This window comes from Vibrio sp. 947 (assembly GCF_033339115.1).
Lineage (GTDB): Bacteria > Pseudomonadota > Gammaproteobacteria > Enterobacterales > Vibrionaceae > Vibrio > Vibrio alginolyticus.
Genome location: NZ_JAWOTX010000001.1, coordinates 530,862 through 555,516 on the forward strand (window position 1 = coordinate 530,862; position 24,655 = coordinate 555,516).

Below are 24,655 nucleotides of genomic sequence, written 5' to 3' on the forward strand. Positions count from 1 at the left end.
TAGAGGCGAAATAAAAACGGTCACAACACCAGTTGTGACCGTTTTTTTTATGACTTGGTTTGGTCGTTTATTGAACGAAGCATTATTGGATAGTTCGGCTGAACTTGAGGCTAGCTGTCCAACCAAGAATACCAATGAAGGCGTAAATGCCAACGTTTAACCAACCCGCTTGAGGAATGGCATTGAATGGGTTTGGTGTAATAATGGCGTGCAGCGGAAGGTAAAGCACTTCGGAGAAAAACTGATCTAGCCCGTAGAAACCAAAAAGTGCGATAGGCATCCAACGCAGCGCATAAATGGCGATAAACAAAATGACCAGTGGTGAGTTCACTTTTTGTGAAATAGCCATCGCAGTTAATGCCAGCGGTAACAGCAGAATACCGGAGAACAACATTCTGATTAAAAACTCTCCCCAATGCAGCAGCACGTAACCTAACGAGGCTTGGCGGTACAATAAAGCCAATTGGTGATCAGTAGAGATGTTCAGCAACCACAACATTAAATTTGCAGCGAGTACGAGCACCGAGCAGACGAGCGGAATCACCAATAAGCCAAATCCTAGCTTCACTAAATGGGTTTTTATGTCACTGACAGGCATACTGCGCCAAAACATAATGCTGCCTTCCGCCCGTTCTTTGCGTAGCGTTTTTGGGAAGTACTGAACGGCTAACAAGATAGACAGCAGCCCTGCTCCTCCGGAAATCAACATATTGACGTCATCACCAAGCTCTTTGTGAATGTCACTGACATCGCCACCAAAGCTCATTTGGAAAAACATATTGTGTTGTAGAGTGTCGTTACTCATTAAACTCACAAAGAGAATAACTCCACACGCCAACACAAACAGTGGAATACGTAAAACAAGAGGGTTTTCTAACCACTCTTTTTGCAACATCGCGACAACTGAACGCATTACGCTGCCTCCTTCTGCAATGCTAAAAATAGATCCGCTAACTTCACCCCATGGATGGAGCCCATTGTTTCTGCTTGTTGGGCATACTGGGCTTTGAGTAACCATTTCGTTGAACCGAGGCCTTTTTGTGACGAGAGTGGGTTCATCGCTTCAATTTGTGTGCGGTATTCGTCGCTGGCCTCAAGGATGAAGTAGTCTTCACTAATACTGTCCATCGAGGTTTGTAGAACGGGGCGACCATGCTTGAGAATCAGAACATCTGTCAGCAAGTGCTCAATCTCTGATACTTCATGACTGGCGATGATCAACACGCGTTCGCCGTCGTGAAACCATTCCAACAAGTGACGATAAAACGTATCACGATAAACGAGATCTAACCCGAGTGTCGGTTCATCCAATATGAGGATTTGGGTGTTAGTCGCGATTACAATCGCGAGGTGCAATTGCACCTTCATCCCTTTGGATAAAGATTTGATGCGCGCACGAGGTTTTATGTCCGTTTGACGAAGTAGCGTATCTGCTTGGGCGCGATTGAACCCTGGGTGCACGCCCTCGGTATAGTTAAGCAGTTGAGCAACGGTCATCCAATCTGGCAGAACGTTGACATCCGAGATGTAGGATAAGCTCTGCATTATCTTGTCGCGTTGCATAATGGGTTCAAATCCGTTGATACGAATAGTGCCCTGATATTCATGTGCACCGAGTAGGGCATTAATAAGCGTTGATTTACCTGCGCCATTATGGCCGAGTAAGCCAAGTACTTGTCCTGCATGTAGGTCGAAACTCACTTCATGCAGTGCTTCTCCTTGTTGCTGATATTGCTTGGAGACGTTGTTTACACTGACTAATGCGCTCATTGGTCACCTTTCAAGTGTGGTTTTAGTTGTAGAATGAATTCGTCGAGTGACATATCCAGACGCTGTATTGTGTCGGCTATCTGCGGAATTTGTTGCTGAAGAAAACGTGCCTTCTCGTCTGCGAGTAATTTGAGCTTTGCTCCTGAAGCGACAAACATACCTTGACCGCGTTTTTTCTCCACTAGCCCGTCATCAACAAGCAATTGATAGCCTTTCATAACGGTGAGGTGGTTAATTTTCATATCTGCAGAGATGCTACGGACGGAGGGCAGAGCATCGCCTTCTTGCCAGACACCTTGCAGTATTTGCTGCGTGATCTGGTCTGCCAACTGTCGAAATATCGGTTGGCGATCATGCCAATTAGTCATGAGTGAATCTCTTGGTTGAGATGGTGTTATATATATGTATAACACCTAGTGCATTAGAGAGAAAGTAATAATTTAAAACCTAGTGTATCCGCCTGTCTCATTCGCTCTAAATATCCACCTATGTGGTCGTTGTTTTGAGGTTTTGTTTTATATGGAAATTAATTGCTTCTCATAAGTTGAGAAGTGTTGTTTTTCTCGTCCCATCAATACACTTATCGCCTGTTCTAAATGAATATTCTCACTGAATGATAATTAGCATAATTTTAGGTCTGCCTATTTCTTACTTGATGAGAATTGATGGTCAAAGAGGCCTAGAAAACAAAAGTTTCGAGAGGCAATCTGACTGGCTTAGGCACCTATCTCACGTTGAGCTCGTGCTCAATGAATGAGAAAGAGTAGAGTAAAGAGGTCTCATGAATCAGGTAATATCTATCGGCCCACAGGAGTCGTTCCTCGTCGCAATTTGCGTGTTGTTTTTAGGGCAGTTCATCAATACCAAGTTACCAACCTTAAAAAAATTTAATATTCCAGAGCCAATTGTTGGTGGTCTAGTGGTCGCTTGCGTAATCACGACGATGCACTTAAATGGTGTGGATGTCTCCTTTGATTTACCACTGCAAAACGTCTTTATGCTGATGTTTTTTGCAACCGTTGGCTTAGCGGCAAATTACACCCAACTGATTAAAGGCGGTGCGAAGGTTTTCATCTTCCTAGTTGTGGCATCGGTCTACATTCTTATCCAAAATGCGGTCGGCGTGTCCTTAGCAACAGCGTTGGGGTTAGATCCACTCATGGGGTTGATCGCCGGATCCATTACGCTTTCTGGCGGACATGGAACTGGAGCTGCGTGGTCGCAAACTTTTCAAGAAATGTATGGTTTGCATAATGTTCTAGAGGTGGCAATGGCTTCTGCTACATTTGGCTTGGTGATGGGCGGGATTATTGGCAGCCCTGTTGCACAAAAGCTACTAAACAAACACAACTTGGAATCGGAATACGGACGCACCAATCAAAGTCATCAGAGTTTCCCTGAACTGGTGACGTACAACGAACATGAGGAAGATCGCGTCACAGCGAAAAGAGTCGTTGAAAGCTTATCCATCATTCTACTTTGCGTGACAGGCGCGAAGTATCTGGAGAGTTGGGTAAGCAGTTTTGACATCAAGTGGTTAATGATTCCCGATTTTGTGTATGCGCTGTTTATTGGTGTTGTTATCACTAATATCATGGAAGTGACGAAGGCGCGCAAGGTTGATTTAGAAACCGTTGATATTCTTGGCACGGTTGCACTATCTCTATTTCTTGCCATGGCCTTGATGAGTTTGAAATTGTGGAATATTTTCGATCTTGCGATCCCATTCCTTATTATTCTTGCTATTCAGTCGGCAGTGTTGGCGATGTTCACTTACTACGTAACATTCCGCATGATGGGAGGCAACTACGATGCGGCGGTGATCGCTAGCGGACACTGCGGTTTTGGGTTAGGTGCTACACCGACTGCGGTCATGAATATGGGCTCCATCGTGAGTCGATATGGTCCATCACCACAAGCATTTATGGTGGTTCCAATTGTCGGTGCATTCTTCATCGACATTGTGAATTTAGTGATTTTGCAAGGATGCATCGCTTTTATTCGATAACATTCGCTTTTTTACCGAAATAACAAAGCCAGCACCTATACGCTGGCTTTGCTATTTGTAACACGAAATCTTGTTTGCCTGACTTCAAGCCGTGAAATCAATGCGTTACTATGACGACATAGTGTTCAATTTTGCAGCAGCATGAGGTACCCACATGTCTGAAAAAATATCGACGTCGGCATTAGCGAAAATGCGCAAGGTAGAAGCTAAGCTGCTGTTTGCCGATCTCAAACGTGCAGGCTACATCGTTCGCCAAGATGAAAAGTGGATTTTGACCGAAGAAGGGGCAAAGTTTGGCGGTGAGTATGTGGATCACCCTAAATTTGGCCAGTTCATCGTCTGGCCGACCAACTTACATATTGAGATGACTCCCAGCTCAGGGAAAACATTGAGCGCGACACAACTGGGTGAAAAGCTGAAATTGAATGCGAAGCGCATGAACCAGCTTTTGAGTGAACTGGGTTGGTTGACCAAATCCGAAGAGGGATGGAGTGTCACAGAAGCTGGTGTGCGCGCTGGTGGGCAGCAAAGAACCGATAAAGAAACACAAAATACCTTTGTCGTATGGCACGATGTGGTGCTGCGTAACAAGCGTCTTAAGCAGTCTGTCATTGAGTTTTTAGGGCAAGACGCGGAGTCACATTCTACGGATAAATCGTACTCAAGCTTTCGCCAAAAATTTGAAGCCAAGCACCGAACATTAGATGGGCATTACGTGCGCTCTAAGGGGGAGTTGCTCATCGACAACTGGCTGTACTTGGCTGGTGTTGTGCACGCTTATGAGCGTCAGTTGCCGATTGACCAAGATGTCACTAGCGATTTTTACTTGCCAGGTGGCAAAGTCTATTTGCAATTTTGGGGAAGTGACGATGGGGAGATGGCTCAGGCCGACCGTGAGACCATTCGTACTGTTTATGAGCAGCATCATTTCAATCTTATCGAAGTCGAACCGAGTGAACTAGACAAGTTGGATGAAGTGCTTCCTAAGCGTCTTCGTCAGTTTGGTATTAAAGCTTATTGACGACTTAAGCCCGCTGTTCAGATAAGAAAAAACCCGTGTTCAACACGGGTTTTGTATTTTTAGTGTGTTTCTAGGCTGCCATCCTATGGGTTAAAAGCCTTTGATGTTTTCTGCTTCTAGCTCAGAGAAGTACTTCACTGTCTTCACTTTCAGTTCTTGTTGAGCTGGTTCGTCGCATACGATCACCGCTTTAGGGTGAAGTTGAAGAGCAGAAACTGTCCATAGGTGGTTTACACAACCTTCCACGGCTGCTTCAAGTGCCTGAGCTTTGTTATGGCCAGTGACCAAGATCATCACTTCTTCTGAGTCTAGAAGCGTACCAACACCGATAGTCAGCGCGTATTTAGGCACTTGGTTGATATCGCCGTCAAAGAAGCGAGAGTTCGCAATGCGAGTGTCTTCAGTGAGGGTCTTGATGCGAGTACGAGAAGAAAGAGATGACGCTGGCTCGTTGAACGCGATGTGACCGTCGTTACCCACGCCGCCCATGAACAGGTTGATCTTGCCGTAAGACTTAATTTTGTCTTCGTAACGCTTACATTCTGCGTCGTGATCGTCTGTGTTACCGTTCAGTAGGTTGATATTTTCTTCTTGAATATCAATGTGATTAAAGAAGTTGTTGTACATGAACGAGCGGTAAGATTCTGGGTGATCCGCAGGGATGCCAATGTACTCATCCATGTTAAAAGTCACGACGTTTTTGAAGCTGACTTCGCCGGCTTGGTAAAGCTCGATTAGGGCTTTGTAGGTTGCTAGAGGAGTGCCACCAGTTGGTAGACCCAGAACGAATGGACGCTCAGCGGTAGGTTTAAAGTCGTTGATACGCTTAGCGATATGCGCAGCTGCCCACTTACCTACTTGTGCTGCTCGAGTTAACGGGATAAGTCTCATTTTGTGCCCCTAGTTATTGGAATTGACGATGTACTGAAATATTAATTCGCATTATAAAATAAGTGGTGGCGAACTGCTATTGTTTTAGGTCAAAATTTTGCTTTTTCTTTAACCAATGTTGGTTTTGTCGACGATTTTTATATCTAAATGCTTTTATAAGACGATTTTTTACAAAGAAATTGCATTATGAAACTGACGAATCAATAGATAAAATTTATGATCTAAATTAAGTTCTGCCTTCGCACTTAACCTTGTTTTTTAACAACCTACAGAGTGCGAAATCGCACACGAACTTCAAATATTATGGGTTAGATATGGCATGGCGCTCATTCTTTAACCATAATTGAAATGTGTAAACCAGTGAGGAATTCGGTATGAAAAATGAGTTAGATCCGAGCAAAGTACTACAGGCTTACGAATGTGTGATGAACAACGGTACACCAACCGAATTTGGTAAAATGTATGAAGGTGTAGAAGCGTTTTCTGACTACGATGGGTACAACGTTTTCTTGAGAGGAAATGGTGTTGAGCTAAAAATTGGCTTCCACAACACCTATCACTTGGAATATGACCAAGAGCATTTGAAAGAGAGCTTTCTGAAAAAGATTGCGACGCTCGCCAAGTAAACGGTCATCACCCAAATATTAAAAAAGCCCTTGGGAGAATGCCCCCTTGGGCTTTAGGAGAAGAAATGAGCTTGTCTTGCTCGCTCAGTAAAGTCAAACGAGCTTTCGCCTACTGCTAGAAAAAGGCGAGAACTAGGTAGGTTATTGGTTATTAATCGTCTTCAACCAAACTCTCTTCAATGTATTCTTCTGTGGCGTCAGGCTTGTTACGACCATTTAGCGTATGGAAGCGCTTGCGACCACGAGCAAGTTGGGTGTACTTTAGCCATGTACGCTCAAGTTTTGTTTTTGCTTTGCCCGGGTTTTCTAACACCTTGATGAAGTGTTTCTCTTCGCTGTTTTCAGGTGTTAATTCGCCTGACTCTAAGCCAAGCATTGTATCCCCATAAATTGTTAGGATTTCTTCTTCTGAAAGAGTAAAATCGCCAGACTTTGCAAAGCCGCGTGGGAATTTTACGTTATCGTAAAAACGTTTTTTGCCATGACGGAATTCAGTGTCAGACATGTCAACAGCCTCTGTAACCGTTATTGATGAATGTAGTGAACTTACGGCGAAAATTAGGCTTAAATCTAACAAAAGAAAAACAAAACTTTTTTGTCGTCATGATTTTAATTAGTTGTTAATCTGGTTTTATATTAACCAGGAGATGGTTTATGGATGTAAAAGTCTTTCGAACATTTTTAGAGCTGGCAAGAGTTCGTCACTTCGGACGTGCTGCTGAGAACCTTTATATTACCCAAGCCGCTGTGAGCGCACGTATCAAACAATTGGAAAGTTACTTCGATACGCAATTGTTTATTCGTGATCGAAATAACATAAAGTTGACCTCTGCAGGTGAGCGCTTAATCAGCTATGCCGAGGTAATGGTCACTACATTGCAACAAGCGAAGCTAGAATTATCGCTTGAAGATGGCAAAGCGCTGCAACTAACGTTAGGTGGCACGCCAAACATTTGGGACGCTTATTTACAGAATTGTTTAAGTGTCGTCACAGATTCGTTTGGTGGTTATGGCTTCATGGCAGAAGTGATGGGACGTGAGATGCTCAGTCGTAGCTTGCTAGAGCGCACGTTAGATATGGCATTTGCGTTCGATCAGATCAAAGCTGATGAGCTTAACTGTAAAAAAGTGGCAGATGTTGTTCTCGTTCTGGTATCAACTGAGAAAGATTCTTTAGACACCGTTTTCGAAAACAAATATGTGTACGTTGACTGGGGGACGCGTTTCTCCTCAGAGCATTCTGAGCGTCACCCTAAGATTCCGGCTCCATATTTACGCACTTCAACAGCGCGTATCGCATTGGACTTTATTTTAGAGAAGGGTGGAGCCGCGTACTTACCAATCTCTCTCGTGGAGCCATTTATCGCTAATGGGCAGCTTCACAAGGTGTCTGGAGTAGAAGATTGGTGTCGCCCTATCTATTTGAGCTATCGTAAAGCTAGCTCGTCTGTAGACGCGATTAAGCAAGTGGAAGAAATTGTCAAAGAGATCGATCCACTGACCGCTTACAGTTTTCAGCAAATTGGTTCTGGCACTTCCGACGAATAGCGTTGAATGAAAAGTCAGAAAAACGAAAAAGCCGCCTTGAGAAATCAAGGCGGCTTTGTTTTTATCTCGATGAATCGATAGTTATGGTAAGTCAAACAACAGGGCTGTTGTGCTTTCGTTTGATGTATTGCGCAAAACAACCTTACTCTGGTGTTCAACCTTCGCGCCGTCGCCAGCCGTCAAAGTGGTATTGTCGACACTAAGGCTCCCAGTCACTTGATGGATGAATAGATTTCGGCCCGACTCAATCTCAAAGTTTAGTTCGCTACTTGGTTCAAGAATTAACTGATGCAAAGTCGCATCTTGCTTAATAAGTAGCGTGCCGTTTTCTCCAGTTGGAGTTGCGATAGTCGTTAACCCAGGATTGCGACCAAAATCTTTTTGCTGATAACCTGGTTTGGTTCCAAATGTGTTCGGTTGAATCCAAATCTGTAGAAACCGCAGCGTATCTTGGTTCGATGCATTGTACTCACTGTGGTAAATCCCTTTCCCTGCCGACATGAGTTGGAATTCACCTGCAGGTAGTGTTTTGACGTTACCTTCACTGTCTTTGTGTGCGATAACACCTTCCAACACATAGCTGATGATCTCCATATCACGGTGGCCATGTGTATCAAAACCCGCGCCAGGCTTGACTACATCGTCATTAATGACTCTCAGCTCAGAAAAGCCCATATGTTGAGGATCGTAGTAGCTACCAAAAGAAAACGTATGTTTGCTATCAAGCCAGCCAAAGTTTGCTCGACCTCGGTCTGCTGCATGTCTTACCGTAATCATAAGGCCTCCTTAAGAGAGCTTTTTGTTTAAAAAGTTATCTAACGCTGCTTTACCTGCGCCAGAGAACGCCAGAGAAACGCTCGCTGCCAGTAATGCCAAGCCAAACTCGTAACCGTTGTTTGCCATGAACAGGCCATTCTCAAAGTGGACAGAGAATATCGCTACCACCATCGTGAACGCCAAAGCAACCGCTGCTGGTCGAGTTAGCAGACCAAGTAAAATGAACAAGCCGCCAAAGAACTCTGCGCTGCCCGCAAGTAACGCCATGAGTACGCCAGGACCTAAACCGATAGATGCCATCCACTGACCTGTGCCTTCTAGGCCGTAGCCACCAAACCAGCCAAATAGTTTTTGTGCGCCGTGCGCCATAAAGATAATGCCGATTGGAACGCGAAGTGATTGTGCGCTGTAACCTGCGTTTGATGTGGTAATTTTCTGTAATAGTGCTTTCATGATTCTGTCCTCTGACTCTTTTCAATGAGTGGGAAGCGTGTGCTCCCGTGCTGTTGAGAACAGTTTAGGTAGAGGCGAGCATAAAAATAACGGGAGGATTTTGATAAACTCGTTCTAAAAAATTGAATGATTGGTTTTTATTTATTTAAATCAATGTCTTGATTTTTATATTCGGGTGTTTATTTGCCGATTATTGTCTGTTTTAAATCAAGGTCTGTCATTATTTTCGATAAACATTTTTGCTGTTAAACAAAAAAAAGAGCACATGTACTGTGCTCTATTGCTTTCGCTTTTAACAAGGGAGAAAGGTGTGTTAAAGAAAACCGTCAGAGGTTCATTAAGCTCTCTAATGACTCCTCTACATTGTTGTAGTGATAAGTTCGAATATTACGTCCATCCGTCGCATTAATCTGAATTTCTGAGATCTCGTTATCTGAGTCTCTTTCGATAATTCCAATAGAATGATCTACGGATTTACTGGTAATAACCTTTTGGTTTCTTAATACAATTACGCAAGTATGTAAGTCCATGCCAATTCCCTTTAGCCGACGTTGTTGTGATGTTCTGGATCTAACTTTAGTGTACAAAAGCGCTAATGCCAATAAATCTCAATATTGAGTTCCGAAAGTGGCTAATTGTGGGCGCTTAAGCAAGCTACAATAACACTATATTGAACGATGCCTATGAACAATAAATGACAAAAGGCATGAGCAAGGAAAGCACTATGTTTATTCACCCCTATACCTCACTGACCTTCGAGCAGTGTCACAAGGCGCGAGTCGCGCGAGACAGTCGTTTTGATGGGCGATTTTATGTGGCGGTAAAAACAACGGGAATCTTTTGTCGTCCGATTTGCCCGGCAAATTTGCCTAAAGAAGAAAATGTTGAGTATTTCGCTGATAAGACGCAAGCCCTTCAAGCAGGGTACCGTCCGTGTTTACGCTGTCGACCTGACAGCGCGCCTGGATCTTGGGCATGGAAAGGTGTCGAGACGACCTTTCAACGAGCGATTTCGTTAATTGATAGAGGGGAGTTGCATCACCATTCGGTGTCTGAGTTGGCTGAGCGTGTTGGGATTTCTGACCGTTACTTACGTATGTTGTTTGAGCAGTATCTAGGTATGTCACCCAAGCAGTATGCGCAATATCAGCAACTAATGTTCGCCAAACAGTTGCTTCACTCCAGCTCTATGTCGGTCACCGACGTGGGGTTTGCATCAGGTTTTAACAGTACGCGCCGCTTTAACGATGCTTTTCAAAAGTTTCTCAAACTAACGCCTTCTCAAGTACGCCGTAAAGAGTTTGATGGTGCGGGTTGCAATCGAATTGCCTTACCTTATCGAGGTGAGTTGAATTGGTCGCACATGTTGGACTTCTATCGTTTGCGAGCGGTTGAGGGGGTTGAGCTAGTGAGTGATGAGAGTTATCAGCGCAACGTTTTTTTGGATAACAGCAAAGCCTGGTTTAAAGCGACAAAAGGTGAAGGATACTTAGAACTGGCGTTTGAAATTGAAGACGTAACGAAGCTGCAAAACTTGGTGTCTGACATTCGTCGTATGTTCGATCTTGACGCTGATATTTGTACTGTTGAGCAGCATTTGGAGTATGTCGCGCCTGGGCTCGTGTCGAGTAAAGGTATTCGTATTCCTGGTGTATGGAATGCATGGGAAGCAGGGGTTAGAGCGATTTTAGGCCAGCAGGTGTCGGTTAAAGCTGCGATTGGTCAACTTAACTTATTGGTGGCCACACTTAGTGGAGAGTCAGAAAAACGTTTTTTCCCGACTCCCAGTGATATTGCGAACGCCGACGTGAGCTTTTTGCGCATGCCGCAAAGCCGTATAGAGACGCTAGTGCGCTTCGCCCAGTTTATGCAGGACAACTCAGAAGCTGCCCCCCAGCAGTGGCTAGCTTTGAAAGGCATTGGACCTTGGACCGTCAGTTATGCTCAACTGCGAGGGCAATCTCAACCCGATTGCTTTCTAGATAAAGACTTAGTGGTGAAAAAGGCGATGCAGCGTTACCCATCACTGAATACGCACACTGCGGCCCCTTGGGGAAGCTACGCGACGTTTCACTTATGGAATCAATCATGAAAACATTTTATACCGAAATGCCGAGTCCACTGGGAACGGTGACTATCCAATCGAACGCTGAGGGCTTACTTGGCATTTGGTTTGAAACATGCACCACTAAGCCGAGTGAGCTGGGGGTGCGAGACGAGCAGCATCCGGTCTTGCGCCAAGCTGTCACCCAACTGGATGAATACTTTGCTGGTCTGCGCAACGAATTCGACTTGCCCCTTGCAGCGACAGGCACTGATTTTCAAAATCAAGTTTGGCAGGCACTAACGACCATTCCATATGGGGAAACGTGGAGCTATCAAGATCTCGCGAATGCGATAGGTAACCCTAAAGCTGTGCGTGCTGTTGGGTTAGCAAACGGGAAGAATCCGATTTCTATCGTGGTACCTTGTCATCGCGTTATTGGCAAAAGCGGAAAACTGACTGGGTATGCAGGTGGAGTGGAGCGCAAGCAACGTTTGCTCGCGCTGGAGCAAGGTACACCGCTTTAAGTGAGGCGATTCTCGTATTGGGATTAAGCGTGCTACACAGGGGTAACGATAGTGTAGAGTTTCATAATCGTTATACGAATAGAAGAAGGACAATAAGGACATGCCTTTCAAAACGGATTTTGATGCCTTCATGAGTGAGTGTTGGCAGCATCACGAGGAAAATCCCGAACAAGTTTATGCTAAGCTAGAAACGGCTCTGAGCGAGGTGGAAGACGTTACCCAAATCGAGCGAATATTCGCATTGATGCTGCATACCGCTATTGGGCATCTCCAGTGCCCAGAACAGTTTCTTACTTGTTTAGAGCACTTTGATGAACGCAAGGTTGCCGAGAGTTTGGCATTTCAACGCAGTATTGCCGTTGCGCGCTATTTCGTAGATGGCACTGACAATATGGAATTATTGGAAGAGCAAGAACAACGCCGAGTTTACGCTTTGATTTCGAATGAACTTTCTGCACTTGTTCAGCTTGAACTGGCGAGTCAATGGTTGGTGAAGGCAGCGTTAGGAATGACGCCGAACGATGCAGAAGGGCCATTAGCGCGCGCTATCGCGATCACTGCGAACAACTTAGCATGTCAGTACGAAGCGCTGGCTGAGCGCACGTGCATGGAAAAATCGAAGATGTTAGAAGCAGCGACACTCGCGCTAGACTATTGGAAAGTGGCAGGGGGGTGGATGCAAGAAGAGCGCGCAGAGTATCGCTTAGCGATGAGCTTGCTTAAAGCGGATAAACCGCAAGAAGCCAAAGTGCATGCTGAGCGCTGTGAGGCTATTTGTCAGCAAAATGGTAGCGACGCGTTTGAGCTGTTCCACGCACATGACTTGTTGATGCAAGTACACTTCCATCTTAGCCAGAAATATAAAGCTAAATTGGATGAAGAGATGCAGCAGCACTGCAAAACGAGCTCGTTGACGTGATCTTAGCGTTGAATGAAAAAAGCCCCGAGCGACTGGCTGGGGGCTTTAGGGTTGTTGACTATGCAGCGATGATTATGCTGCTTGCGCTTTTGCTTGGTATCGTCCTGGTTTATGGTTCATCGCCAAAATCAAGTTCGTTGCGATGGCACCTAGAACAGATAGAGCGATAAGGTGCACATCTACAATGAACAGTGACATCACCACGATGGCACAATCTAACGCCATTTGAACTTTACCCGCTCGAACTCCAAAACGTTCCTGAAGGTACAACGCTAGAATGTTAAAGCCACCCAAACTCATTTTGTGACGGAAAATTACCAACATACCGATTCCAATCAGCCCACCACCCAAAAGTGCCGCATAGAAAGGTTCGATTCGTGAAATCTCAATCACATGATGCAGATGATCGACCGCAAAAGAGACAATCGAAACCGCAATAAAGGTATTGATAGTGAAGCGCCAACCCATGCGCATCACAGATAAAATATAAAAAGGGAGGTTAAGAGCGAAAAATATCTGACCAAAACTGAAGTCACTCACTTTGGTTAGGAAGATCGCCAAGCCAGCCGTACCGCCAGTGAGCAATCCTACTTTGCTAAAAAATATCACCCCAAGTGACACTAACGCACTGCCGAGCGTCAGAGCCAAGAGGTTCTCTCTTAGGCTATGATCTTTGTCCATAAATTAATTTCCTTGGTTTAAAGACCGCGCCGGAGACAACACGTCTCACGGACGCGATAGACAGTCGCCAAAATAGCAACTAACAAATCGGCCAATAAAATGTCGCGAAAAGTGATGGATGTCGAGTTTTTGGACGAGATTATGATGATATTAACCTGTTTAACATAATGTACACAGATAGAAAAACAACAAGGAAAAGTTATGATTAAGAAAGTTGGCAACACCCAAATCAACACATTACATCGACTGAGTTGTCACTGTGGAAAAGTTGAGTTGGAACTGGCGTTACCCAATGGTATTGAGAAACCGAGACGGTGTGACTGTTCTATGTGTCGACGTCGTGGCGCGATTGTCGCATCTGTACCTTTGAACGGTATTCGTATTGTGCAAGGCGAAGACGTCTTGAAGCAGTATCAATTTAATACACACACTGCGAAGCACTTTTTCTGTGGCGAGTGCGGTATTTATACGCACCATCAGCGTCGTTCTGACCCGAGTGAGTATGGCTATAATGTCGGCTGCTTAGAGGGTGTCAACCCATATGAGTTGGGAGCGATTGAGGTGATGGATGGCGTTAACCATCCATCCGACCGCTAGGTTGTATTGCAAGTTAAGCACCTGATTGTCGGTGCTTTTAAGTAAATAAACCGCTATTCATCCACAAGTGTACCGCAATACTGGCGGCATAACCCAAGGCGATGACGGGAGCCCACTTTAGGTGGCCAAAGAAGGTGTATTGTCCACGCGCGGCTCCCATTAAAGCGACGCCTGCCGCGGAGCCAATGGAAAGCAAACTGCCACCGACACCTGCGGTTAATGTGACCAGTAGCCAGTTGCCCATTGACATGCTTGGTTCCATGGTCAGTACAGCAAACATAACCGGAATGTTATCGACGATTGCAGATAGGACACCAACCATTACGTTTGCCCAGACTGGGTTCCATTGCGTGTACATGACGTTTGAAACCAGTTCGAGGTAGCCAAGTAAACTTAAACCGCCAACACACATTACAACACCGTAGAAGAACAACAAGGTGTCCCATTCAGCTCGAGACACACGATGAAACACATCAAACGGAACCACTGAGCCTAAGCGCTTCAATGCCTGATCATCGCCATTGGCAATTGCCATAGCTGCTTTTTTTGCGAGTGAGTGTTTGAGAGTTTGGCGCAAAAAATATCCGAAAAACTGTAAGTACGCCAAGCCCATCATCATGCCCATAACGGGTGGGAAGTGCAGCACAGCATGGAAAGAGACTGCGGTGGCAATCGTCAAAATGAACAACGCGACAATACGCCTTGCCCCGCGTTTTAGCTCAACGTGTTGGTGAATCGTATTCGGTTTTGTGTTTGGAACAAACAGTGACATCAAAAATGCGGGAACCAAGTAGTTCACCAATGACGGTACAAACAACGGAGTGAACTCAGCAAAGCTGACATGACCGGCCTGCCACACCATCAGGGTTGTAATATCACCAAATGGGCTGAATGCACCGCCAGCATTGGCTGCGATAACAATGTTGATACAAGCAAGATTGACGAACTTAGGATTATCACCAGAGACTTTCATCACTACAGCGCACATCAAAAGGGCCGTAGTTAAGTTATCGGCAATCGGTGAAATGACAAAAGCGAGAAACCCCGTCAGCCAGAACAACTTTTTGAATCCAAAACCTTTACCAACCATCCACGCCTGTAAGGCATCGAAGAGTTTGCGTTCTTCCATTGCGTTGATGTAGGTCATCGCCACGAGCAAAAACAGCAGCAACTCGGCATATTCCAACAAGTTATGTTCTAGTGCGGATTTGGCGATTTCAGGCTGGTTGTGCTGAGCAAAGGTGTAGCCAATCAGAATCCAAATTAACCCTGCAGCGAGCAGCACTGGCTTGGATTTTCTCATTTTCAGATACTCTTCCAACATAACCAGTATGTAAGCGATCGAAAAGATAATCAGAGCCGCGTAACCGACACCAGAATTAACGAGGTTCAGTTCATTGGTTGATGCAGCAAAGGTGGCGCTAGAGAACAACAAACAGCAGAAAGCCACAATTGGATAGATTGGCATAGACATTTCTCCTTTGTCTGGTTGGAGAAATATTAGCCACAAATGAATGAGTTAGTTGTGAGAGAGCTCGAATTAACAGTAGGAGTTAGGAAATGATAGTGTGCGCCACTATTTTCTGAGTGACGCAATGCTTGCTGCGCCGAATAAAACCGCAGCGGCATATAAACCGTAAGTTAACCAGTGACTAATCTCTAAAAAAGGAACGAGTCCTTGACCTGCCCACATACAGCCTCCGTTTAATGAGCAATGTTGTAATAGTCGAGCCAATTTAAAGGAAATGAACAATGTTTTTTGTGAGTGAAAGCAAATTCTGAAGGATTAGAAAGTCAAAAATTGGTCAGTGAGAGAGAAATCTCATTTTAAACTGGCTAGCTCTAACCCTTTTGAGTTAAAGCTAGCTATATCTAGAGCTGAATGCATTTAGCGTAGGAGCCATTTTTTCAACGGTGAAGTGTCAATTGCTTTCACAAGCAGTATGGTTGCAACAATCGTTGCAGGATAAATAAACACATCTTTCGCGAGGTGTTGCAGCCCGATAAATCCAGCGACATTCATCATGACAATTATGATAAGCAGATGGCTAACATATATTCCTAACACGCTAGGAGATAGTTTGAAGACCCAAGGCATGTCGCCAAAATGAGGGTGAGCCAAAAGCCACATAAAGACACCTACAGTCCAGATAACGGTACCGAATAGGAAGTCGTGCGAGTTGAAAGCAATGTCATGTTGCATCAGCCAGTAAGCTTCACCAAAATGCAGTGCCATGCCAAGAATAATGCATCGAACCGTATTGTTTCTCGACCACCGCCACTGCGCTTCTCGTGCGAAATAACCTAGAGCAACTAGCAACGTGCTGAAAAAAGGCCCGTTACGAGTAAAGAAAGGCGCTGGCAGGTCGGTAATGGTCGCGTAACTGCCAGCAAAGACCCCGTATATGTATAGCAATACTGCGGTTGGCAGTATCAGTTGCGCCATATTGATATGCACGAGAAAGGCAATTAACGCTACGGCAATGACCAGAGCCGGAATAAACCACAGATGAACGAGTCCGCCTTCGATGAGTGAATTGATCGGGGTTGACATTAAGTACCCCCAATAACCTTGCCTTTCGGCGAGATACCCAGCCTCAGCGACCGTCTGCCATTGGAATGGCATCAGTAAACTGATCATGCTCCAAATGAGCCAAACCTTCATTAACGGTTTGGCGTAGTTCTTAAGAGTATCAATAGGTGAGTGACTCAACTTCGGCTGGATTAGATAACCCGAGATGAGAAAGAACAACGGAACAGCAAAACGAGCCAGTTGGTTGAGCATATAGCCAACCCATGGTATCCCATCCCACTGCCAGTACGTCAGTGCCATCTGGCAATGCAAACCCACAATCGCAAGCATCGCAATGATACGTGCAAACTCTAAGCTGGCTATTTTTTGTTTCTTTGCCATTACATTGTTTACCTAAATAAAAAACTTAGGTGAAAATAGCAGGTTGTTACTGAAGTAATACGTGAAAAAGTCAACAGACTTGCGCTTACATTGAAGCTGTTTTGAAAATTAAGACTTACTTCAAACTTCTTAATTATTAACCTATTAACGCAATCAATACCTGATTCGTGAGTCGAAAATAGCACTGAATAATGGTTAGACCAGTTAACTCGAGATTGCAAAAAAGAACGATCGTGCTAAAAATAAGACTATGCAAAAAGGAAAAGTGACAAAAGAGTTTATTCTGCAGCGGGCTTTTGAGATCGCCAGCGAAGACGGATTAGAAAGTCTTACGATTGGAGAGTTAGCCAAGCAATGCGGTATGTCGAAAAGTGGTCTGTTTGCCCACTTTAATTCGAAGTTGAATTTACAGCTATCGGTGCTTGATCACGCCAATAAAGTGTTCGCTGATCGGGTTATTGAGCCTGCTCGAGAACTCGGGGATGGCAATATCGAGCGTAAAATTCGAGGGTTGCTCGACTCTTGGATGACTTGGAATCACGCATTCCAAGGAAGTTGTATGTTTCTTGACGCTTGGAATGATACGGCAGATAAAGATTGCCCGCTTCAGGCCGGACTGCGTAAATCCATAGACACTTGGCTGAGCTATTTGGAAATCCAAATAACGAAAGGCAAAGAGAAGCAAGAATTTGCAGCAGACTTAGATACACGCCAAGCAACGTTTGATTTGTACGGTCTCTATTTGAGTGCGCATGTTTTTTACTCAATTAAAGGTGAGCAAGAAAGCTTGCGTCTGTTTTGGCAAGGGATCGACAACTTATTTTCTCGCTGGAAAGGCTAATATCGGTTATTCGCTTCCCAGATTCGTAGACATAAAATCACAAAGAGCGGCTGAGTTCGCTCTTTCTTATCAGTATAAAAAGCACGACCGTTCGATTTTGTGCAAAGCTGATAGTTAAGGACATGATTATGAGTGAAAAAATTTACTTTAATACATCGCAACGTTTCAGTATTAAGCGCAGTTTGGTGAACATTAGTACTCGGTTACACCATACACTGGCCCCGTCGCATGCAAAGAAGACCGCACGTAAGCTTCTTCTGACACCTGCTCGTACGCAACCTAAAAATATTGAACCTCAAGGGCTTATCAAAGGTGAAATTAAAGGGCATGCAGGCATCATCAAAACCTATACTTTGGGCTCTGGACCTATTTGGGTGCTAACTCATGGTTGGTCTGGAACGGCAAGTCAGTTTTATCCACTGATGGAACATATTGCGTCGAAAGGGTTTACTGCTTTGGCGTACGATCATCCGGCACATGGTGAGAGTGAGGGGCAGTATGGGCACATTCCGGGGTTTGTCAGAGGATTAGAAGATGTGTTGGATACGGTCGAGGATATTGTTGGTCTAGTTGGGCACAGCATGGGCACCGCTTCTGCTCTTGAGTGTAGGCACAGTAAGTTAGAAAACAAGCCTTTGCTGCTTATTGCTCCGGTATTAAATTACGTAGAGAACTTATTCGGTAGCATTGCACGTTCCGGTTACTCGATGAAGCTTTTTAATGCTGTGGTTTCAGAAGTTGAAGACCAATTTGGTTATCCGTTACAGTCCATTGATCCGATGAAGCGTTTGTCTGAGCGTCCGTCTCACACCATTATTATTCATGATGAGCAAGACAAGTTCACCAAATACAGTGTCTCGGCAAAAGCGGCTGAAGAGATTAAAAACGTTGAGTTAGTGACAACACAAGGTCAGGGGCATGGTCGAGTGATGAAGTGTGAGCAAGTCTTCAGTAGTTTTGACCGTTTGCTCGATAGTGCTTGGTAACCCTTACTTTTACTGATTGACTCGCTCCGTTTTGCGCTAATTCGATTTGAAAGTAACACCTCAGATTTTTTCGTCTCTGGTGTTGCTCTCCTCGTTAAGAGGTTAAATCCAAAAAGGACAGCCGAAGCTGTCCTTTGTTTATTTAGCAGAACGTCTGCAAGGCTGAAATTAGTTACAGTTAGCTACGCCAACTTCTTTCCAAACGCCCCATTCGCCAGATTGGCTAGGATCGTCACCCTGAGTCCACCATTTCGCTTCCCACGTTTTACCTGCGTGAGTCACTTGGTTACCACCTGTGTACACTGCGCTCGCATCCCATGCGTTGTCACAATTACCAGGGTTCGGATCGGTTGTGTGCTGTGCAACAACCACTGTCGCGCTTGCCGATGAAGACGCTTTACCGTCGCTCACACTTACAGTGAAGCTTAAGCTTGTGTCTTGCGGGTATTCCGCAGCAGTGAACGTGACTTTAGAGCCTTCAACCGTTGCATTCAGACCTTGAGGTAGAGTCCAGTTGAATGTCAGGGTATCGTTGTCTGCATCGCTAGACGCAGATGCATCTACAACCACAACGTCACCAGCGTTTGCTGTTGCTGGAGCAACAACTTGCGCTACTGGTGCGTTGTTCACTGGGTCAACAACACCTGCTGGTTTCACTGTTACTACAACGAGGTCAGATGCCGTTGCACCTTCGTTATCAGACACCGTCAGCTTGAAAGTTAATTGCTCTTCAACAGTAACTTCTGCTGCATCAAAGCTTGCTTTCGCTGAGTTTGCACCTGTTAGTACCACTGCTGTGCCAGATACTTGTTCCCAAGCGTAGCTTGCGATGGTGCCGTCAGAGTCGTTTGACAGGCTGCCATCTAGAACCACATTTGCAGGACCTGTTACCGATTGATCTGCGCCAGCGGCTGCGGTTGGCTTACGGTTTGGTTGAGGAACCACACCACCAGCCATACCTTCGTGCATCGCGTTTAGAATGTCACCGTTATCCGCGTCAATTTCCCAAGAGAATAGACCAGCAAGACCAAGAGACTTCGCGTAGCTACCTTTTGCTAGCACTGAACGGTGGTCATCAAATGTGATCAACTCGCCCGTAGTACGGTTCCATACCCATGGTGCTTCTGCTTGTGCATCGTAGCCGTACTCGAAGCCGTTAATACCAGTGTTGTTTGCACCTAGCATGAATGACTTAATGCCTTTGTAGTCAATTACGCCATCTTCCCAAACACCTTGCGCTGTGCTGCCCTTCAGTTTACCTGTAGCAGTACCTGTCATTGGGTCGTTTGGATCGGTTAGCGTATCTGGAGTTACGCCTTCCCAGCCACGACCGTACATTGCTGTACCAAGTACTAGCTTGTTCGCAGGAACGCCTTGAGCAAGAAGAAGTTGAATGCCGTTATCTGCTGTGTAAGCAGGACCTTTGTACGGTTCGCCGTTCTCATCAACGCCACTACCGTCACACTGACCAGGACGCATGAATGAACCACAGTAAAGCGCAGTCTGGTGACCAGGAACGTTATTCCAACCGCCGTAGAAGTCGTAAGTCATTGCGAAGATGTAATCCATGTACTGAACTGCATCTGCGTAGTCTACGTCTTCAATCTTGTCGTAACCGACACCGATAGCGGACGTTAGCTCGTAAGTACGGCCTGTCTCAGCTTCTAATTCATCAAGCATTACGCGTAGTTCACGCATCAGTGCGATGTATGCTGGGCCATCGTTTACAGGGTCGCCCTTATCGGCTGCTGCACCGCCGCCGCCAGGGAATTCCCAGTCGATATCAACACCGTCGTAGAATTTCCAAGTTTTCAGGAACTTCTTAACTGATGCGACGAATGTGTCACGGTTTTTCTTGTCCACGAAATCGAAGAATGGGTCAGACAGTGTCCAACCACCGATCGATGGGATGATTTTTAGATCAGGGTTACGTTGTTTCAATGCCATTAGCATTGCGTAGTTACCCTTGATAGGCGTGCTATATTCATGACCAGCTTGTGGGAAGCTCTTCTGATAAGCAGCCCAAGGGTCATGGATAACGACTTCATAATCAGGCACACCTGTACAAGCAGTTTGTAGCGCGTTGAAACTGTTGCCGCCAACAGACTTCACAGACTCATTTGGGCCACAAATTGGGATAAAACCGTAAAGGATGTGAGTCAAGTTGTCGACCGGCATATTATCGACTGTGTAGTCACGGCCATAGATGCCCCATTCAACAAAATACGTACCCATCACGACGCTTGGATCGGTATTGTAGGTTTTGTTGTTTGGATCAACATTCATCGTTAGTGGCTTCAGGTGAGAACCATCGGTATCTGCAATTGTGATTTCAGCTGGTGCGCTTTTCGCACAACCTGTCGCATCACATGCTTCGATTTCCATTTGGTATAAGCCACCTTGGCCGTATTCAAACGAAGCTGTCGTTTGGCTACCAGTGATAGGGCCGCTTGCTACTTTTACACCATCAAAATAGACGTTGTAAGTGTCACCAGGTGTGCCACTCCACTGGTTAAATTTAACAGTAATCTTCGCTTGCTCATGGTATTTCACCATGTCGTAGTAGCCTGACGTGGTTTCCATCGCGAGTTCAATTTTAGAAAACTGAAGGTTGTTGGAACCGTACATATCGATACTTGGTGCGGTTGGAGCCGCAACTGCAGCGCCTGATAGCGCTAAAGCAACTCCAGCTGCACATAGGTTAAATCGAATCATAACTTCTCTCTCAATCCTTGGATTCATGTTCTACCTAGAACATAGGCTGCTCTTGCACCAGATAAGATGATTGGATTTACTCCACGTGCAAAAGCATCACACTCAGCATTTCAGAGAGTTTTTTTTCGTCAAAAAAAATTAAGACGGTTTTCGAGGCACTTGAGAGAACTTAACTAAAACTCGCACTCTGTTACACAGAAAGTGTCAGACTGAGTCAATAATTTATAAAATCTCAGCAGAAACTAAAATTATTGTTTACTCAGTAACGAGTTAGTTAAATGCGATGAAGGCCTTATTTTGTTGTTTATTAAGGTTTTGTTTCATTGATATAGAAAGAGAATTGAAAGGAAAAATAGCCGTGAAGACGTATTAGTCACGGCTGAAGTGCTCACTCAACGCGGCGCGACGTTTAGAGGCTGCGCCGGTTTCTGAGCCCTGAACGGTATGCTCAAATCCTTTACGAATGAATCGCTGATCTGGAATAAGAGGCTCAATACGGCGTATTTGAGGTGAAAGATGAGAGCCCGAGATCTGATACGCGGTCTTTCCTAATCCGGTATTCAACGTGATGACCTTGCCATCGAATTCAAATTCCGTCGTAATAAGTCGATGGTTTCGGTATACCCCATCTTCAGTGAAAACGAGACGTTCTGTTTGGTAGGGTGGCGCGCCAATCTCAATCCATTCGCCGTACACCTTTTCCGGATCAATGTGCTCTTGATAGGAGAGGTGGATTTGATAGCCAAAAAACGTCAACAGACCCATCCCGAAGCAGACAAATGTACTCTTGAGGATTTTGGATTGGTGGCGAGCCAAAAATGAAAGTTTTGGTTCTTGTCGTGCTTTTCGCCTTCGGCGAGTCGAGTCCGTCATAGATCTAATTTTCTCCACTTTTTTAACATGGTGGAAACCTTCCTTTTTAAAAACAAACAATCCCGCCATTGAGACGACGAAACTATGATCTAATGTCCACTTTTACATTCAGATACACATCTTATTGATGGTTTTGTTGTTTGCTCACATTCATTACTTTGCAGTTTTTCTTGCTCGGTTTAGGTCGCCTGATTAATCCTCGCGAAAAGAGGTTCTCGCTCAGTAGCAAAGGATGTGCGTTATTACGTTGAGTTTAATGGCTTTCAAAGCTTGAGTAACGGAAAGAAACAAGGTAAAAAAGAGCGGACTTTTGATAAGGAAACCAATAATGAATATTAAGGAAAATAGCTATTTTGCTGGTAGTGTAAAATCACTAGGCTTTAACCAGAAAGATCAGGATGTTAGCGTTGGTGTGATGCTTCCTGGTGAGTACACGTTTGGTACTCAAGCACCAGAGCGTATGACGGTTGTAAAAGGTGCGCTTGTGGTCAAGCGTGTTGGCGAGAGCGATTGGACGACTTATCAAAGTGGTGAGTTTTTTGAAGTGGAAGGTAATTCTTCATTTGAGCTTCAAGTGAAAGAAGCGACTGCGTATTTATGTGAGTACTTCTAGCGTTCATTTGTTGCTCGTCATAAAACCACCTTCGGGTGGTTTTTTCGTCTATGTGCTTCACTTATAACGCATCTTTTTGGTTATTTGGGTATATACTTAATAAAAATGTACCCATCGACCAGGGAGGAAGTGATGGCAGTACAACGCAAGCATTCTGATCTCCCTCCTCGTTACGAGGACAAAGATCTCACCAATGAGCAAAGACAGCGCTTTACCGAAGTTGCCAATGCCGCTCACAAGAGACGTGAATTTTATCGACGTGCTCTAGGAAAGAGCTTAATGGGCAAAATGAAGGGCCGTGCGTTTAAAGATCACCCCACTCGTCAGCAAGACAAGCCGAACAGAACGTTGCAAGTAGTGTGGTTAATCGTATTCCTCGTTGTGGGGCTTTGGGTGATGCATGTGTTCGCTTAGTCATTAGCAAGCTTCTGGTACAGCTGGTGCATCAGATGTTGACTGTTCTTCCGTATTGCAGTGCTCATAAAAGGCGTACTGGTTTTTACCAGTATGTTTAGCTGCGTACATTGCTTTATCTGCACATCGAGTCAATTCAGACAAATCCTTTGCATCTTGCTTATAGATAGCAGCACCTACACTCATCGTTAACTCGTTAATCATATCGTAGCTTCGGTAACCTGTCGGAAACAGATTTACGATCCGTTTTAGGATGCTGTCTAGGTCATCTTTACTTTTTACATCGTAAAGCATGATTACAAACTCGTCGCCCGCAAATCGAGCGATGGAGTAGTCGTGTTTATCTGTTTTTCTGTCTTTGTTGCGAATGTTATTTTTTAATCGAGTTGCGAAGGCTTGAAGTACTTGGTCACCAATATCGTGCCCGTAGGTGTCGTTGATGTGCTTGAAGTTATCGATATCGAGAAAAACCAATGCGGTGATGCTGTCATCAGATGAGTGCTTGATTTCATCGAGCTTTGCGCGCGCCCAAGTTTCAAAGCTCCAGCGATTGGCAAGCCCAGTGAGCTGGTCAAAATATGCTAACTCCTCAATCCCCTCACGATACAGTGTTTGAATGTAATTGAGGACTTTCGTGTAGTAATACGAGAACGTGTGACACACAAACGCGGTCGCTATCAGGGTCAGCATCAATCTCCGCTCTATGATTTCTGTGGCTGTTGGCAGTCGATCTAAAAAAGCGACCCCAAAAAAGATCAGTAAAATGTAGGTGCCACTGAACAGCAGACCGACCTTAAACTCATTAATTAATACCAGAGTGGCGACAATAGGATATAGCCATAGCATCTTGCCTGACGGAGCGTCGTTATACAGAAGTAACAATAACCCTTCGAACATTAAGACAGCACTTAGCCATAAGTCGGCGTATTGATGGTGCCGCTGGACTTTTATTACATAACTGATTGCTAAGCATGCCAAGGCACACAAAGCATGGAAAAAGCTTAAACCCCAGTTATTCTCAAGTGATTGAGCAATGGAACCATAAGTTAAACAGGCAGCGGCGATACTGGAGCATAAAAAGACAATCTTCTTTTTTCTTGTTGAGCGGATGTCCGCCATTTCTTCTAAGCGCGCCCCAGCCAATGTCGACATTACGTATCCTTGCTTAATTAACGTGTACGCTTATTCTAGGCGGTATTTTCGCGATAAATAGAACAACAAAGTTTCCAAATGTGATATCAGTCATTTTTAGTGCAAAGCCATCAGTGTGATTTGGTGCGAGTGTTCAAAGAGGAATGGTGGCGCATGCAGGTTTTCATGACGCTTCTTCATGGCTCTATATGGTTGGATTGATAACTCAAAGTAATGTATCTAGTGAGACATATTACTATTGATTATCCTGATTCTGTTCGGTGATCGTTGATTGAGAGTATTGTT

Annotated in this window: 26 protein-coding genes; 12 read left to right on the top strand and 14 right to left on the bottom strand. The window is 44.9% G+C overall.

Annotated features, from left to right (window positions below):
* Window positions 1-82: 82 nt before the first annotated feature.
* From R7Q39_RS02300 to R7Q39_RS02310, 3 genes are read right to left on the bottom strand one after another with little or no spacing between them, the layout of a single operon-like run.
* Window positions 83-913 (bottom strand): hypothetical protein, encoded by an 831-nt coding sequence (locus R7Q39_RS02300; RefSeq protein ID WP_318075724.1) that lies wholly within the window; start codon window positions 911-913, stop codon window positions 83-85.
* The gene (locus tag R7Q39_RS02305) at window positions 913-1,770 is read right to left on the bottom strand and encodes an ABC transporter ATP-binding protein (protein ID WP_318075725.1); all 858 of its coding nucleotides are present in this window, start codon (window positions 1,768-1,770) and stop codon (window positions 913-915) included. The genes R7Q39_RS02300 and R7Q39_RS02305 overlap by 1 nt, the downstream gene beginning before the upstream one ends.
* Entirely contained in the window at window positions 1,767-2,138 is a 372-nt protein-coding gene (locus R7Q39_RS02310; protein ID WP_005383223.1) for a GntR family transcriptional regulator, read from the bottom strand. The genes R7Q39_RS02305 and R7Q39_RS02310 overlap by 4 nt, the downstream gene beginning before the upstream one ends.
* 413 nt (window positions 2,139-2,551) lie before the next feature.
* Between R7Q39_RS02310 and gltS the strand changes: the two genes are divergently transcribed.
* Both gltS and R7Q39_RS02320 read left to right on the top strand, forming a co-directional pair.
* Window positions 2,552-3,778, top strand: coding sequence for a sodium/glutamate symporter (gltS, locus tag R7Q39_RS02315; RefSeq protein WP_005374443.1), 1,227 nt, complete (start codon window positions 2,552-2,554; stop codon window positions 3,776-3,778).
* A gap of 154 nt (window positions 3,779-3,932) precedes the next feature.
* On the top strand, window positions 3,933-4,799 hold the full coding sequence (locus R7Q39_RS02320) for a glycerol kinase (RefSeq protein WP_318075726.1): 867 nt from the start codon (window positions 3,933-3,935) through the stop codon (window positions 4,797-4,799).
* 90 nt (window positions 4,800-4,889) lie between these two features.
* On the opposite strand, the gene nagB is transcribed toward R7Q39_RS02320, so the two are convergent.
* On the bottom strand, window positions 4,890-5,690 hold the full coding sequence (gene nagB, locus R7Q39_RS02325; protein WP_005374441.1) for a glucosamine-6-phosphate deaminase: 801 nt from the start codon (window positions 5,688-5,690) through the stop codon (window positions 4,890-4,892).
* Window positions 5,691-6,064: 374 nt separating this feature from the next.
* Between nagB and R7Q39_RS02330 the strand changes: the two genes are divergently transcribed.
* Window positions 6,065-6,316: a DUF3081 domain-containing protein gene (locus R7Q39_RS02330; protein WP_005374440.1), complete on the top strand. Its 252-nt coding sequence runs from the start codon at window positions 6,065-6,067 to the stop codon at window positions 6,314-6,316.
* 151 nt (window positions 6,317-6,467) lie between these two features.
* Here R7Q39_RS02330 and R7Q39_RS02335 read toward each other — a convergent pair whose 3' ends face one another.
* The gene (locus R7Q39_RS02335) at window positions 6,468-6,821 is read right to left on the bottom strand and encodes a DUF413 domain-containing protein (RefSeq protein ID WP_005374439.1); all 354 of its coding nucleotides are present in this window, start codon (window positions 6,819-6,821) and stop codon (window positions 6,468-6,470) included.
* A gap of 149 nt (window positions 6,822-6,970) precedes the next feature.
* Here R7Q39_RS02335 and R7Q39_RS02340 point away from each other — a divergent pair, with 149 nt between their 5' ends.
* A complete protein-coding gene (locus R7Q39_RS02340) occupies window positions 6,971-7,864 on the top strand; it encodes a LysR family transcriptional regulator (protein WP_005374436.1) in 894 nt (297 codons plus the stop codon).
* 81 nt (window positions 7,865-7,945) lie between these two features.
* Here R7Q39_RS02340 and R7Q39_RS02345 read toward each other — a convergent pair whose 3' ends face one another.
* The 3 genes from R7Q39_RS02345 to R7Q39_RS02355 all read right to left on the bottom strand — a co-directional run bounded on the left by R7Q39_RS02345 (window position 7,946) and on the right by R7Q39_RS02355 (window position 9,624).
* The gene (locus tag R7Q39_RS02345; RefSeq protein ID WP_017821043.1) at window positions 7,946-8,641 is read right to left on the bottom strand and encodes a pirin family protein; all 696 of its coding nucleotides are present in this window, start codon (window positions 8,639-8,641) and stop codon (window positions 7,946-7,948) included.
* A 9-nt stretch (window positions 8,642-8,650) separates the two neighbouring features.
* Complete coding sequence (locus R7Q39_RS02350; protein WP_318075727.1) at window positions 8,651-9,094, bottom strand: DoxX family protein; 444 nt, start codon at window positions 9,092-9,094, stop codon at window positions 8,651-8,653.
* A 326-nt stretch (window positions 9,095-9,420) separates the two neighbouring features.
* Window positions 9,421-9,624 carry a hypothetical protein gene (locus R7Q39_RS02355; protein WP_017633816.1) on the bottom strand — a complete coding sequence of 68 codons (204 nt, stop codon included), beginning with the start codon at window positions 9,622-9,624 and terminating at the stop codon, window positions 9,421-9,423.
* A gap of 194 nt (window positions 9,625-9,818) precedes the next feature.
* On the opposite strand from R7Q39_RS02355, the gene R7Q39_RS02360 reads away from it, so the two are divergent.
* The 3 genes from R7Q39_RS02360 to R7Q39_RS02370 all read left to right on the top strand — a co-directional run bounded on the left by R7Q39_RS02360 (window position 9,819) and on the right by R7Q39_RS02370 (window position 12,584).
* A complete protein-coding gene (locus R7Q39_RS02360; RefSeq protein ID WP_318075728.1) occupies window positions 9,819-11,186 on the top strand; it encodes an AlkA N-terminal domain-containing protein in 1,368 nt (455 codons plus the stop codon).
* Window positions 11,183-11,665, top strand: coding sequence for a methylated-DNA--[protein]-cysteine S-methyltransferase (locus tag R7Q39_RS02365; protein ID WP_005374431.1), 483 nt, complete (start codon window positions 11,183-11,185; stop codon window positions 11,663-11,665). The genes R7Q39_RS02360 and R7Q39_RS02365 overlap by 4 nt, the downstream gene beginning before the upstream one ends.
* A 100-nt stretch (window positions 11,666-11,765) precedes the next feature.
* On the top strand, window positions 11,766-12,584 hold the full coding sequence (locus R7Q39_RS02370; RefSeq protein ID WP_064369533.1) for a hypothetical protein: 819 nt from the start codon (window positions 11,766-11,768) through the stop codon (window positions 12,582-12,584).
* A gap of 72 nt (window positions 12,585-12,656) precedes the next feature.
* Here R7Q39_RS02370 and R7Q39_RS02375 read toward each other — a convergent pair whose 3' ends face one another.
* Window positions 12,657-13,265, bottom strand: coding sequence for a YitT family protein (locus R7Q39_RS02375; RefSeq protein WP_005374427.1), 609 nt, complete (start codon window positions 13,263-13,265; stop codon window positions 12,657-12,659).
* Window positions 13,266-13,466: 201 nt separating this feature from the next.
* Here R7Q39_RS02375 and R7Q39_RS02380 point away from each other — a divergent pair, with 201 nt between their 5' ends.
* Window positions 13,467-13,862: a GFA family protein gene (locus tag R7Q39_RS02380; protein ID WP_017821038.1), complete on the top strand. Its 396-nt coding sequence runs from the start codon at window positions 13,467-13,469 to the stop codon at window positions 13,860-13,862.
* Between the two features lie 37 nt (window positions 13,863-13,899).
* Here R7Q39_RS02380 and nhaD read toward each other — a convergent pair whose 3' ends face one another.
* Window positions 13,900-15,330 (bottom strand): sodium:proton antiporter NhaD, encoded by a 1,431-nt coding sequence (gene nhaD, locus R7Q39_RS02385; RefSeq protein ID WP_053303986.1) that lies wholly within the window; start codon window positions 15,328-15,330, stop codon window positions 13,900-13,902.
* Window positions 15,331-15,750: 420 nt separating this feature from the next.
* Complete coding sequence (locus tag R7Q39_RS02390; protein WP_053303987.1) at window positions 15,751-16,776, bottom strand: acyltransferase; 1,026 nt, start codon at window positions 16,774-16,776, stop codon at window positions 15,751-15,753.
* A 250-nt stretch (window positions 16,777-17,026) separates the two neighbouring features.
* Here R7Q39_RS02390 and R7Q39_RS02395 point away from each other — a divergent pair, with 250 nt between their 5' ends.
* Both R7Q39_RS02395 and R7Q39_RS02400 read left to right on the top strand, forming a co-directional pair.
* On the top strand, window positions 17,027-17,617 hold the full coding sequence (locus R7Q39_RS02395) for a TetR/AcrR family transcriptional regulator (protein WP_047102492.1): 591 nt from the start codon (window positions 17,027-17,029) through the stop codon (window positions 17,615-17,617).
* Window positions 17,618-17,745: 128 nt separating this feature from the next.
* Window positions 17,746-18,603 carry an alpha/beta hydrolase gene (locus R7Q39_RS02400; RefSeq protein WP_017633823.1) on the top strand — a complete coding sequence of 286 codons (858 nt, stop codon included), beginning with the start codon at window positions 17,746-17,748 and terminating at the stop codon, window positions 18,601-18,603.
* A 168-nt stretch (window positions 18,604-18,771) separates the two neighbouring features.
* Here the strand turns inward: R7Q39_RS02400 and R7Q39_RS02405 are convergent, their stop codons facing one another.
* Window positions 18,772-21,318 carry a glycosyl hydrolase family 18 protein gene (locus tag R7Q39_RS02405; RefSeq protein WP_318075729.1) on the bottom strand — a complete coding sequence of 849 codons (2,547 nt, stop codon included), beginning with the start codon at window positions 21,316-21,318 and terminating at the stop codon, window positions 18,772-18,774.
* 369 nt (window positions 21,319-21,687) lie between these two features.
* A complete protein-coding gene (locus R7Q39_RS02410) occupies window positions 21,688-22,191 on the bottom strand; it encodes a DUF2850 domain-containing protein (protein ID WP_213886365.1) in 504 nt (167 codons plus the stop codon).
* 328 nt (window positions 22,192-22,519) lie between these two features.
* Between R7Q39_RS02410 and R7Q39_RS02415 the strand changes: the two genes are divergently transcribed.
* Complete coding sequence (locus R7Q39_RS02415; protein WP_005383244.1) at window positions 22,520-22,804, top strand: pyrimidine/purine nucleoside phosphorylase; 285 nt, start codon at window positions 22,520-22,522, stop codon at window positions 22,802-22,804.
* Between the two features lie 132 nt (window positions 22,805-22,936).
* Window positions 22,937-23,218, top strand: coding sequence for a hypothetical protein (locus R7Q39_RS02420; RefSeq protein ID WP_005374405.1), 282 nt, complete (start codon window positions 22,937-22,939; stop codon window positions 23,216-23,218).
* A 3-nt stretch (window positions 23,219-23,221) separates the two neighbouring features.
* Here R7Q39_RS02420 and R7Q39_RS02425 read toward each other — a convergent pair whose 3' ends face one another.
* Entirely contained in the window at window positions 23,222-24,370 is a 1,149-nt protein-coding gene (locus R7Q39_RS02425; RefSeq protein ID WP_025768745.1) for a GGDEF domain-containing protein, read from the bottom strand.
* Window positions 24,371-24,655: the final 285 nt, after the last annotated feature.